The sequence below is a fragment of the Candidatus Margulisiibacteriota bacterium genome, from assembly GCA_041650635.1.
Taxonomy (GTDB): Bacteria; Margulisbacteria; WOR-1; order JAKLHX01; family JBAZKV01; genus JBAZKV01.
Map to the genome: position 1 here is coordinate 1 of JBAZKV010000017.1, position 12169 is coordinate 12169.

A 12169-nucleotide genomic window follows, 5' to 3' on the forward strand; every position below is an offset into this window, starting at 1 on the left:
CGAACCTGCAGTTGTATTCAAGCACCTTGGGCCCGTCTTTTGTCATCATCAGCCCTGCGTAAAGCACTCCCTTGTAATAACAGCCTTCCTTTGCCATCGCATCTATGGTCGGCTGCAGTATTTCTTTTTGGATCTTTTTAAGGAGTTCCGGGGTTATTACCGGAGCCGGGCTGTAAGCCCCCATCCCGCCTGTGTTAGGCCCCTGGTCCTGATCAAAGATCCTTTTGTGGTCTTGGGAAGATTCCATGGGCACTATTGTTTTTCCGTCAGTAAAACAGAGTATTGAGGCTTCTTCCCCCTCAAGGTATTCTTCTATTATCAGCCTTGCCCCGGCCTCTCCGAACTGTTTCTCGTCCAGGATCTCTTTTACGGCTTTTTCCGCCTGGCTTCTGTTTTCGGCTATTATCACTCCTTTGCCCGCGGCAAGCCCGTCGGCTTTTATTACGATCGGGAATCTCTTATTTTCAAGAAATCCAAGGGCTTCTTTGGAAGACGAGAAAGCTCCGTAGAATGCGGTTGGTATTCCGTATTTTTTCATCAGGTCCTTGGAAAATATTTTGCTTCCCTCTATCTGTGCGGCAGCGGCGCTGGGGCCGAATATCTTCCTGCCCTTTGCCTCAAAAAGGTCTGCAATGCCGTCCACCAGCGGCTGCTCGGGTCCGACCACGGTCAGGTCTATGCCGTTCTTTTCGGCAAATTCAAGTATAGCTTCGTTGTCCTTAAGAGTAACGTTCTCGGCATAGGCTAGGGTGCCTGCATTCCCGGGAGAGCAGAACAGTTTGCTGCATCTTGGACTCTGTTTCAGCTTCCAGCAAAGAGCGGCCTCTCTGCCTCCCGAACCTATTACAAGTATCTTCATTGCTTTTGCCTCCTTATGTCTATCAATTCCAGCTCCGGCTCATCATAGCCGCTCCAGTCGCTGACCTTTAGGCTGTAGGCAAAGTCAAAGGAAGAGTTTGGGGCTATCTTTTCCGAGATGTCCCCTATCCCGAACCCGATAGCCTCAAAAAGCTCTCTGCCGTCGGTAAGTTTCAGTTTGAGGTGTCTTTTTGCGGTCCCAACTCCCTTTTTGCTTATGACCTTCAATCCTCTGCTCATCAGGACCGGATGGGGGTTCCCCTGCCCAAAAGGCTCCAGTTTTGCCATTTCCTGCGCCAGGGAAAGGCTGATGTCCCTGCTTTCAAGTTCACAGTCGATCTTTGTCTTGGCCGCAAGATTTTCTATGGAAATATGGGAATCCACTTCCTTTGAGAGCCTTTCTTTGAGCCTTTCCAGGTTCTCGGCCTTCATCTCAAATCCGGCCGCATCTCTGTGTCCGCCAAAGTCCATAAAAAGATCGGAGCAGGAAGCCAGAAGGCCGTAAACATCGCAGCCCTCTACGCTGCGTGCCGAACCTCTGCACTTGTCCTCGTGTATGCCGATGAGGATGGCGGGCCGGTTGAATTTTTCGCAGATCTTGGATGCCACTATCCCGATCACCCCGGGATGCCATCCTTTAGAAGAAAGGACAAGCAGCTTTTTGTTCTCGTGGCCGCTGACTGAAGAAAGCGCCTCTTCCCCTATAAGGCTTCCTATCTCCTGCCTTTGTGAATTGACCTTGTTTATCCTTGCGGCGATCTCGCCTGCTTTTACGGGGTCCTCTTCAAGCAGCAACTCCAGCGAAAGTCCCGCATGCTCGAGCCTTCCGGGAGAGTTGAGCCTTGGGGCCAGCATAAAGGAGATCTTATGCGAAGTAACGCTTCCCTTGATACCTGCTGCCCCGATCAGCTGCTTGATGCCCACTCTTTTGTTCTCGTTTATCGCTTTCATACCGGCCACGGTTATTATCCTGTTCTCTTGGGTCAGCGGCACCACATCCGCAACTGTCCCCAGGGCCGCCAGGTCAAGATATTCCTTTATAAGTGCTGTATCTTTTATCCCCGCTTCTTTAAAAACGGCCCAGATAAATTTGAAGGCAACTCCGGCACCCGCCAGGTTCTTTGACGGATGGGGCCCGTCTATCATTTTTGGGTCCACAACTGCAAAGGCTTTTGGGAGTTTTTTTGGTATGTTGTGGTGGTCTGTCACTATCACATCCATGCCGAGGGAGGATGCTTTTTCTATCTCTTTTGCATTGGTTATGCCGCAGTCCACCGTAACGATCAGCTTTGTCCCATCGTCTGCTATCTTTGAAACGGCTTCTTCGTGCATTCCGTAGCCTTCGCCATAGCGGCGCGGGATATAATAAGAGGTTTCTATGCCCAGTTTTCTTAGGGCCAGCACCACTATGGCCGTGGCAGTTACCCCGTCAACATCAAAATCGCCGTAGACGGTCACCTTTTCGCCCCTGTCCCTTGCCAGCAGCACTCTGCCGGCGGCCTTTTTCATGCCGGGTATCTCAAAAGGGTCCCTCAAGCCAGAAAGCCTGGGATTAATAAAAGAAGCGGCTTCTTCTGTTGTCTTTATGCCTCTGTTGATGATGACCTGGGAGGTTGTTCTGGAAATGCTGAATTCTCCGGCAATTTTAGCAGCAAGATCGTCCTGGAGGGGATACTGGAACCATCTGCGGTTTAGCAGGCTCATCTTACGGTTTCTTGATAAGCATCAGCTTTTGCCCGAACTCCACGCTCTTGCCGTTTTCGACAAGTATCTTAACGATCTTTCCGCTTACCTCGGATTCTATTTCGTTGAAAAGTTTCATAGCTTCTATTATGCAAACCACCTTACCTTTTTCCACCTGGGAACCGACCTCAACATACGGCGGGCTGTCAGGAGAAGGCGAACGGTAAAAGGTGCCGACCATTGGCGAGGTTATTGCAAGCAGCCCTTCATCCTCATCCTTTTTTGCTGCGGGAACTTCAACTTTGTGAGCAACCTGATGCTGGGGGGCTACATGAACTGCATGGATCTGTCCTTTGTCGCGCTTAACTTCCACTTTGAACCCGTCCTTTTCCACGCTCAGGCCGGATACATCGGATTCTTCCGCTATCTTTATTATCTTCTTTATCTGTTCAAAGTCCATTATATTCTCCTTTTTACCCTGAGCGACCCCGAGCCTGTCGAGGGGGAGTCGAAGGGTTATGCCCGTTCTATATACGCGCCGGTCTTTGTGTTGACCAGGACCATCTCTCCTTCTTTGACGAACATCGGGACCTGCGTCACAAACCCGGTCTCCAGCGTTGCCGGCTTCATTATATTTGAAACACTGTCCCCTTTAAAGCCCGAACCTGTCTCTTTGACCTTAAGCGCCACCGAGGCCGGCAGCTCCACCCCTATAACTCTTCCCTCGTGCATGTTGATCTGGACAATGTCGCCTTCTTTTATATAATTGGGCGCGTCCCCTATTATGTCCTTTGTAAGGGCGAACTGCTCAAAGGTTTCCTGATCCATAAAATTGTATTCGTCCCCTGAGATAAAGATGAACTGCATCTGTTTTCTTTCGATATGTGCTCTTTCAACTTTATCGTTTGATTTAAAGGTCTTTTCTGTGGAGTTGCCGGTATCCAGGTTCTTTAACTTGACGCGCACTATCGCCCCGCCCCTTCCCATCTTTATGTGGTTGTATTCGACAACGGTAAACACCTGTTTGTCAAGCTCGATCGTAGTGCCCGGACGAAGCTCTGTGACCGCTATAGACATCTAAATCCTCCGATCTTCATCGATATGTTCATTTTACATTATGGAGGGCAAGTGTTCAACGCTTCCTGCGTAAACCCGAACCTGAAGGTTCGGCTCGATTTAAACCCTATCCCCCTTCCCCTTTTCAGGGCAAGGGGAGTTTTGATCTCTCCCCCTGACAAGGGGAAGATTAAGAGGGGGTTTATTAGGGAGATTAGGGCAAGTGTTCAACCCAAACAAAAAGCCCCCCCCGCTTTGGCGGGTGAGGGCTTTATCTTGTGCTCTGATCCTTCTATTCTTCTACTGTAAACTCTATCAAAGGGCAATCCGGCATCTGCACAGGAACAGCTGTTTTATCTCCCGCGGGTTCGGTCTGTTCTATTTGCTTCGTTGCATGATTTTTCCTGATCAATTCTAACATTCGTTCAATTAGCTTTGGCAAACAGGGCAAGGATTTTGACCAGGCTTCACTAGTTTTAATCTCAAGCATGCTCGGAATTTGTTTTGTCATTCTGGGAAACTGCCTTCCCGGATCCAATAGAGACCTTTTTGCTATTGTTGCGATTGCTCTCTGCTGCAACATCGGTTGCGACAATGGTACTGACGAAATTGATTGCGCCATTTGTTTTTCTCCTTTTTGTGTTTTCTCTCAATCGACCCGGATTAGATTCTAATCCTTGAGACAGGATTTAGCTTACCGCCCCCCTGTATATAATTATCGTTAATATATGCCGATGATTTCATTTCCACAAATGGTATAATTGACCAGTAAATGGGGATGACAATTACGGCAATAATCGTTCTGCTTTCATATCTTATTGGCTCTGTGCCGTTTGCCTATATTGTCGCAAAGGCCAAAGGCATAGATCTGACCAAAGTCGGCAGCGGCAACATAGGGGCGACAAATGTGTGGAGGTCCATAAGCCCTGCCGCAGGGACTGCGGTGTTCTTTCTGGATTTTTTCAAGGGTTATGTTGCGGTGACTTTGGTAGGGGCAGGTCGCGACCTGCCCCTACTGGACAAACCTATGGTGGTTATTGCCTGCGCCGCCGCCGTCATACTGGGGCACACATTTTCCGTGTTCCTCAAATTCAAAGGCGGCAAGGGTGTTGCGACCGGGTTGGGCGTGGTCTTTGGCATCGCGCCTTATAATTTTGTTCTGTGCTTTGCGCTTGGAATGGGAATAATCGCTCTCACAGGTTATGTCTCGCTTGCCTCGATGACGGGCGCGGTATTTCTTTCTATACTTATGTTCTCGACAAGGCAGCCCGCCCCTTACGCGTGGGGGATCCTTTTGCTGGCCGCGTATGTCATATATAAACATGTGCCTAATATCAAACGATTGATAAACGGTACGGAAAATAGGATATCGTGGAAAAACAGATAAATGCGCCGGCGTGCCGTAGAGACGCCCCGACGGGCGTCTCTACAAAGGTACTATAACAATCCTATGATTAACAACAACCAATGTAGGTCCGTCTCCATCATCGGCGCCGGCGCATGGGGTACTACCTTGGCGGACCTTTTGGCAAAAAAAGGTCTCGATATCCTTTTGTGGTGTTTTGAAGAGCAGACAGTGCAAGATATTAATTCCTCAAAAGAGAACAAAAAGTTCCTGCCCGGCATAAAACTCCATAAGAACATAACAGCAACGGCTGACCTTGAAGAAAGCTTTAACAACTCAAAAGTTATCATAAGCGTTATCCCCTGTCAGCACATTAGGAACACCTATCAAGATAAGGGGCTTGTTGTCTCAAAGGATGTGATGATACTTAGCGCTACTAAAGGGATAGAAAAGGATACCCTAAAAAGGCCGTCCGAAATAATAAAGGAACTGCTAAAGGCAGAAAATGTCGCGGCCCTCTCCGGCCCCAACCTTTCAAAAGAAATTGCACAGGGTCTTCCGGCGGCTTCTGTCATAGCCTCTTCGGATGATAACACTGCAAAGATACTGCAGGAGATCTTGAACACCGAAAAGTTCAGGATCTACACGAGCGATGATGTGATAGGCGTCGAGCTCGGAGGAGCACTTAAGAATGTTATCGCTATTGCTGCCGGGATCTGCGACGGGCTGGCTCTGGGCAGCAACGCGAAGTCAGCCTTGATAGTACGCGGACTGGCCGAGATCAAGAGGCTTGGAATAGCCGCAGGAGCAAAACAGGGAACATTTTCCGGCCTGTCAGGGATCGGAGACCTGATAACCACCTGCCAGAGCAGCCTTTCAAGGAACCATTCTGTTGGAGAACAGCTGGCAAAAGGAAAGACCCTGGTTGAAATTCAAAAGAGCATGAACGCTATCCCTGAAGGCGTTGACACCTCCGTTTCCGCCTTAAAACTGGCGGAAAGACTTGAAGTTGAGATACCAATAACAAGAGAAGTGTATAAAGTCCTTCTTGAAGGCAAAAAACCCGCTGAGTCGATCCCCAGCCTGATGGGCCGCTCACTCAAGAGCGAGTAGCGTTTTCCAAAAAACCCGAAGGTACCCTGAAATTTCCTGATAAGAGGTCCGATGTATCTGTGTCCGCATTCAAGATCAAAGGAGAAACGATATGTCAGGAATGGGCCCCATTATCAGCAGGCTGCCTCAGATCAGGAACATAGGAGTTGTAAGGGAGATCAAGCAGGGGGAAGGAAGAGTGGGAGTTACACCTGCCGGAGCGGCAGCTTTTATCCGCATGGGCAGGACAGTATATGTGGAAAAAGATGCCGGCATAAGAAGCGGCTTCAGCAACCAGAGCTATCATGATGCAGGGGCAATAATACTGACAGGCCCCGCAGCTGTCTGGAAAAATGCGGACATGGTAATAAAGGTAAAAGAGCCGCTGCGCTATCCGGTCAACGAATTTGATTTCCTCCGGCCGGACCTTGTGCTTTTTACCTATCTTCATCTTGCCTCGGATCTGGACCTGGCAAGGGACACGGCAGCCTCAGGCGTTTGCGGTTTTGCTTTTGAGACGGCACAAAAAGAGGACGGCTCTATCCCGATGCTTGCCTGTATGAGCGAGATAGCGGGAAGAATGGCGCCTATGGAAGCTTCGGCAATAGGAGCTCCGAACGGCGCCATGGGGCTGTTGATGTCGGGGATACCTGAAATAGCGGAAAGGCAGAACATACTGGTACTTGGCGGAGGCAATGTCGGCGCCAACGCCGCAATGATATCCCTTAAACTGGGGGCCAACATAAGGATACTGGACATCAATGAAGACAGGGTTTGGAACAATCTGGAAAGGCTAGCCGCAAATAATGACAATTATTTCGACTTGCTTTCCTTTGGCCACCGTGCCGCAAAAGGATCGAATTTTGTGGAGGTTGGGCTCTCTAATGAAGCCGCGGTAGCGGAAGGGCTTGACTGGGCGCATACAACTATCGGAGCCGCTTTAAGGCCGGGGGCCCCGGCGCCTCTCTTGATCGGAAGCGATCACTTCTACGCAATGCAGAGCGGAAGGATCATCTTGGATGTGGCAGTGGACCAGGGCGGGATCTCGTCCCACACCAGGGCGACCACGCACGAAAAGCCAACTTTTATCGTGGACCGGGAAGGCAGGGTCCATGGCTACGGGGACATAGATACTCCCGGGACCGTCATGTACTGCGTAGCCAACATGCCCGGAAAGCACGCGAGGACCTCGACCCTCTCTCTCACTGCCAGGACCCTTCCATACGCCCTGGCCATGGCAGGGGGCTGGGAAAGCGCTTTTGAGCAGTACCCCGAACTGGCAAAAGGTATTAATACCTTGAATGGACATTTGACCCTGCAAGAGGTGGCCGAGCCTCTGGAATTGATGGAAATATTTAAGCCTCTTTCCGGTTTTTGATTGTGCTAAATGGCTTTTTGAAGTAAGATTGTCTTAATGACGACAGAAACCGCTGTTCTTGCGGGGGTCGCCTTCCCGCAGGACGAGATAAGCATCGAAAGTTCTATGGAAGAGCTTGCGCTCCTGGCAAAGACCGCAGGCTCTTTTGTCGCCGGCTCCATCGTCCAGAGAAGAGAAAAACCCGACCTTACAACTTTCATCGGCAAGGGCAAAGTGGAAGAACTAAAGAACCTGGTAAAAGCAAGAAAAGCCAACCTCATCATATTTGACAACGAACTGCATGCCTCACAGCAAAGGAACCTTGAAGAAGCCATCGGTGTAAAAGTGGTGGACAGGCCGGAACTTATTATCGATATTTTTGCCCGCCATGCGCATACCCGCGAAGGCCGGCTTCAGGTAGAGCTGGCGCAGTCGCAGTTCCTTTTGACCCGCCTTTCGGGGAAAGGCATACTGATGTCCCGTCTGGGAGGAGGCATCGGCACCAGGGGCCCGGGGGAAACAAAGCTGGAAGAGGACAGAAGAAAGATCAGGAAAAGAGTGGCCGAGTTAAAAAGAGAGCTTGAAACTCTCAAAAAAACAAGGCACACCAGGAACCTGTCCAGAAAATCTTCAGGGGTTACTGCGATCTCGCTTGTCGGCTATACCAATGCTGGAAAATCTTCGCTTATGAACGCGCTGACAAGGTCGGAGGTCCTGGTAGAGGATAAATTGTTCGCCACGCTGGATACCACGACAAGAAAATTGTATCTTCCCGGGGACCTGCACGCACTGCTCTCCGATACTGTGGGCTTTATCCAAAAACTGCCTCATCAACTTATAGATGCTTTCAAAGCCACGCTCGAAGAAGTATCGGACGCGGACCTGCTTTTGCATGTGGTGGACTCCTCAAGCAGCAGCATAGAGGGGCAGATAAACGCCGTCTACGGAGTGCTGGAGGAGATCAAAACGATCAATAAGCCCATCATAACCGTATTCAATAAGCGGGACAGACCGGATAGCATGGTCGAAAAAAAGCTGCTCGAAAAATACAGTCCTGCGGTAGAGATCAGCGCCTTAAAAAAAGAGGGGCTTGCGCAGCTAAAAGAGGCTATCTGCTCCTGTCTGAAACGCTCTCAACTGTCTTAAGCTCTTCCATCAATTTTGAGAAATTATCCGGCGTAAGTGATTGAGCGCCGTCAGAAAAAGCCTCTTCCGGTTTGGGGCAGACCTCTATCATAAGCCCGTCGGCGCCGGAGGCCACCGCGGCTTTGCTCATGGATGAGACCAGGCTCCATTTGCCTACCGCATGGCTCGGGTCCACCACCACAGGCAGATGGCTGAGCTCTTTAATGGCAGGCACAGCGCTGAGGTCTAAAGTGTTCCTGGTATATGTCTCAAAAGTGCGGATGCCCCGCTCGCAAAGGACCACATTCTTATTTCCCTCGCTCATTATGTACTCGGCGGACATCAGCAGTTCTTCCAGCGTTGCGCTAAGGCCTCTTTTTAACAGGATCGGCTTTTTGGTCTTTCCAACTTCCTTGAGCAGGTTAAAATTCTGCATGTTCCTTGCGCCTATCTGCAGCATGTCAGCATATTTGACTATCAAAGCAACATCCCTGGTGTCCATAACCTCGGTAACAATGGGAAGCCCCGTTTCTTCTTTGGCTTCTTTAAGGAGTTTAAGACCTTCTTCCCCGAGGCCCTGAAAGCTGTAGGGAGAAGTCCTGGGCTTAAAAGCCCCGCCTCTTAACATATGCGCGCCGGCGTTTTTTACCGCGCGGGCCGTGGCCAGTATCTGTTCTCTGTTTTCTACCGAGCATGGGCCTGCCATAACTACCACCGGGCATCCTGCCCCTATTTTTAGTCCGGCCCCAACATTTATCACGCTGTCCTGCGGATGGAACTCCCGGCTTACAAGTTTATAGGGTTTTCTTACGGCAACGATCTTTGATACGCCGGGCATCATCTGGAGCGTCTCTACCTGCAGAGTGGTCTTGTCCCCTATCGCGCCTATTATGGTCTGCTCGACCCCTTTTGAAAGATGAATTCCAAAGCCCAACCCCTTAAGTTTATCGGCAACGCCGTTTATCTGATCGTCGCTTGCCCCGGGCTTCATTATTATTATCATTGTTGGCTGCCTTCCCTTTACTCGCTCGTGTAATACTCGTTCTTTTTGGGGTTCGCAAGGTCAGGCCTCAGCGCTTTTGCGCCCCCAAGATAAACATGCTTTATTTCGTTCTGCTTTTTGTCCGTGTTCAAATGGACCAGGACACGGATGCATTTTTTCAGGCTGCCCTCCCTTTCCATCTCCACGCAGCAGATGAGCGGCGTATAAAGCCAGCCCAGTTCCCGTGCCGCAAGGGCTGGGAATTCCTTTGTTATGTCCTGGGTCACTGTAAAAATGATGCTGGCAATGTCCTCTACCTTGATCTTGTTGACAGAGATCATCTTTTCCAGCAGCATCTCCGTTGCAAAGATGATCGCATCTTTTTCGTTCTTGTCTATCGTTATCGCGCCTCTGAGGCCTCTTACCGCCATTTGTTCACTCTCCCGAGTATATCACTTCAATTTTACCATCGCTTCGCTCTATAATCAATCCGCCGGAGCTGTCAATGTCCCTTGCGGTCCCGGTGGCAGGGCCGTCCTTGCCCAGATACTGCCTGCTGGTCCCAAGGGTCGAGCATGAGGTCTTGAGTTCTTTAAGAAGATCCGCAGAGCCGGTTTTTTCGAGCCCGCTAAATACCGACCCCAATTCTGACAGCAAAAGGACAGCGAACATTTCCCTGTCCTGCGTCCGGCCCGTTTCTATCTCAAGCGAGGTGGCGGTCATTTTTATAGGCTCAGGAAATGAGAGCGGTTCATTGTTCAGGTTGACCCCGATACCGGCAATTATGAATTTTTTTCTTGCCTCGGCCAGACAGCCAGCGACCTTTTTGCCGTTAAGAAGGACATCATTGGGCCATTTGATAGATCCGGCGCCTGCTCTTTGTTTCACGCACCTTAGAGTGGATAGAGCAAGAGCCAGCGGAACTAATCCCTGAGGGTAGGTTTGGGGAGCGGACATAATGAAAGAAAGGTATAAGCCTGCATTTTCAGGTGAGACCCAGGCTCTGCCCCTCCTTCCTCTGCCTCCCGTCTGGGACAGGGCGATCACTGCGGTCCCTTCCCTTTCGCCCTTTTCTATGAGTTCAAGGCAGACATCGTTGGTGGAGGAAACCCTGTCATATTTCAGGATCTTTTCTATCCTGAAGCCTGTATCCTGCATCCGCTAAAAACTGCTTGAGAGCCCGAACATCAGAAGATCGGTGTTCGGAGTTGCTGAATTGGGGTCCATATCAAGCCTGTAGGAAATAGTTGCAACGGAGCCTTCTGGATCTCCCATATTTAGGCCTGCCTCATAGGTCATTCTTGAGTTAAGATGTCCCGGCCCGTACATGTAATCTGAGGACAGGTCTATATTCCCCTTAAATCCCAGAGAAAGCGAGTCCGCTAGTCTTTGCGTTATCTTTGCCTGGATGGCCCTTGCCCCGTTCACCCTGGGCCTGTCAAACGGATCGTAACCTATGAGCGACCACTGGTCCAATTGCTGCGGCTCGGTAAGATACCTTCCTCCAACAAGGAACAGCTGTATGTCTGCCGTGGTCCCGGAATTGAAATGGTCCAGCAGCGCAAGCCCGGCCTTCAGCATGAGGTTTGAATGCGTAAATGACCTAAACGCCCCTCCCGCCACAGTCGCAGAGAATTTTACTTTTTCGGACGGATCGGAGGCAAGTTCTATTTTTGGCATAAAAGAAGCCAGCTGTCCGGCTGTATTGTCTTTCACAAAGTAATCGCCTGACAGTGTAACTCTTGTCCTGTTAATGACAGGAAGTTTTGTGTCCCATGCAAGCGAGCCCGTGTACTGTCCCGCTCCCACCTGTCCCGGGGTGACCGCGTCGTTGGTGCTGACATTGTGCGCGGTGTAGGAAAAGCCAAGATCCGAACCATAAACTTTGGCAGAAACTCCCAGGCTGTTATAGGGCCTCACATAGGTTATCCCGTATTCCGAAGGCATTACCGGGCTGTTGTAAAGATGCTGCTGCGGACCGGGGCCGCTGGTGGCCTTGAACACCATCGGGATGGGAGCGTCCATCTTAAGTACGCCTTCGATATCAAAAAGTTTAGTGGCGATATCCTGGTAGCCTCCGTAGTAGCCGGCGTCCATGGTGTCCAGGTTTATCTTAAGAGAGCTGTCGGGCCTCGGAGAGGACTCAAGAGCAGTTTTTACCCTGTAATTTATGACCGGTCCGTGCGGAGCCCCCGTGTTATTGTTGGCAAGCACATTGCCGATGAACATCTTTGTTTCATAATAGCCGGACAATCTGTAAGGATTGCGCTCCTCCATCTCGGCCTTCAGTTCTTTGAGTTCGGACCTCAGTTCCGCCGAAAGCTTTTCCATCCCCGCGGCGCCGGTGCTGTCGGCAAGCTTGGAAAGGAACAGGGCGGTCTCGAACCTGGTGATGTTCTTGTTGCCTCTAAAGGTCCCGTCGGGATAACCCTGGGTCACTCCCATCTTTACCAGACGATAGACCGCTTTTGCGGCCCAGTGGGTGTCAGGCACATCCCTGAAACGGAACTCTTCTATCGAAGGTTTTTCCGCTTTTTTTCCTTTAATGCTCTTTGCCGCCGCAGAAACGGGGCAGGACATCAGACACAGCGCAAGAATTAATACCAACGCTCTCTTCATTATTGGACCTCCCGCTCTTTAGAATATCATTTCCCGAATTGGATGTAAATGT

At 50.4% G+C, this 12169-nt stretch carries 13 protein-coding genes; 4 read left to right on the forward strand and 9 right to left on the reverse strand.

Annotation, left to right across the window (positions count from 1 at the left end):
* From purD to WC490_05755, 5 genes are all read right to left on the reverse strand, one after another.
* Positions 1-859, reverse strand: an 859-nt coding sequence (purD, locus tag WC490_05735) for a phosphoribosylamine--glycine ligase (protein MFA5098105.1), incomplete at its 3' end; no start/stop codon positions are given.
* Positions 856-2562 carry a single-stranded-DNA-specific exonuclease RecJ gene (recJ, locus tag WC490_05740; protein ID MFA5098106.1) on the reverse strand — a complete coding sequence of 569 codons (1707 nt, stop codon included), beginning with the start codon at positions 2560-2562 and terminating at the stop codon, positions 856-858. The genes purD and recJ, both read right to left, overlap by 4 nt.
* 1 nt (position 2563) lies before the next feature.
* A complete protein-coding gene (gene accB, locus WC490_05745; GenBank protein ID MFA5098107.1) occupies positions 2564-3001 on the reverse strand; it encodes an acetyl-CoA carboxylase biotin carboxyl carrier protein in 438 nt (145 codons plus the stop codon).
* A 56-nt stretch (positions 3002-3057) separates the two neighbouring features.
* On the reverse strand, positions 3058-3618 hold the full coding sequence (gene efp, locus WC490_05750) for an elongation factor P (protein MFA5098108.1): 561 nt from the start codon (positions 3616-3618) through the stop codon (positions 3058-3060).
* Between the two features lie 271 nt (positions 3619-3889).
* Positions 3890-4219 (reverse strand): hypothetical protein, encoded by a 330-nt coding sequence (locus WC490_05755; protein MFA5098109.1) that lies wholly within the window; start codon positions 4217-4219, stop codon positions 3890-3892.
* Between the two features lie 156 nt (positions 4220-4375).
* Between WC490_05755 and plsY the strand changes: the two genes are divergently transcribed.
* The 4 genes from plsY (at position 4376) to hflX (ending at position 8537) form a co-directional block, all read left to right on the forward strand.
* Positions 4376-4984: a glycerol-3-phosphate 1-O-acyltransferase PlsY gene (gene plsY / locus WC490_05760; GenBank protein MFA5098110.1), complete on the forward strand. Its 609-nt coding sequence runs from the start codon at positions 4376-4378 to the stop codon at positions 4982-4984.
* A gap of 63 nt (positions 4985-5047) precedes the next feature.
* Positions 5048-6055 (forward strand): NAD(P)H-dependent glycerol-3-phosphate dehydrogenase, encoded by a 1008-nt coding sequence (locus WC490_05765; protein MFA5098111.1) that lies wholly within the window; start codon positions 5048-5050, stop codon positions 6053-6055.
* Positions 6056-6146: 91 nt separating this feature from the next.
* On the forward strand, positions 6147-7412 hold the full coding sequence (locus tag WC490_05770; GenBank protein ID MFA5098112.1) for an alanine dehydrogenase: 1266 nt from the start codon (positions 6147-6149) through the stop codon (positions 7410-7412).
* A 36-nt stretch (positions 7413-7448) separates the two neighbouring features.
* Entirely contained in the window at positions 7449-8537 is a 1089-nt protein-coding gene (gene hflX, locus WC490_05775) for a GTPase HflX (protein ID MFA5098113.1), read from the forward strand.
* Here the strand turns inward: hflX and aroF are convergent.
* Genes aroF through WC490_05795 form a run of 4 tightly spaced genes read right to left on the reverse strand, consistent with a single transcriptional unit; the run spans position 8500 to position 12117 of the window.
* Complete coding sequence (aroF, locus tag WC490_05780) at positions 8500-9519, reverse strand: 3-deoxy-7-phosphoheptulonate synthase (protein MFA5098114.1); 1020 nt, start codon at positions 9517-9519, stop codon at positions 8500-8502. The genes hflX and aroF overlap by 38 nt on opposite strands.
* Positions 9520-9536: 17 nt before the next feature.
* Positions 9537-9929, reverse strand: a complete 393-nt coding sequence (gene aroH, locus WC490_05785; GenBank protein MFA5098115.1) for a chorismate mutase — start codon at positions 9927-9929, stop codon at positions 9537-9539.
* A gap of 4 nt (positions 9930-9933) precedes the next feature.
* Complete coding sequence (locus WC490_05790; GenBank protein ID MFA5098116.1) at positions 9934-10656, reverse strand: biotin--[acetyl-CoA-carboxylase] ligase; 723 nt, start codon at positions 10654-10656, stop codon at positions 9934-9936.
* A 3-nt stretch (positions 10657-10659) separates the two neighbouring features.
* Complete coding sequence (locus tag WC490_05795; GenBank protein ID MFA5098117.1) at positions 10660-12117, reverse strand: S-layer homology domain-containing protein; 1458 nt, start codon at positions 12115-12117, stop codon at positions 10660-10662.
* Positions 12118-12169 lie beyond the last annotated feature (52 nt).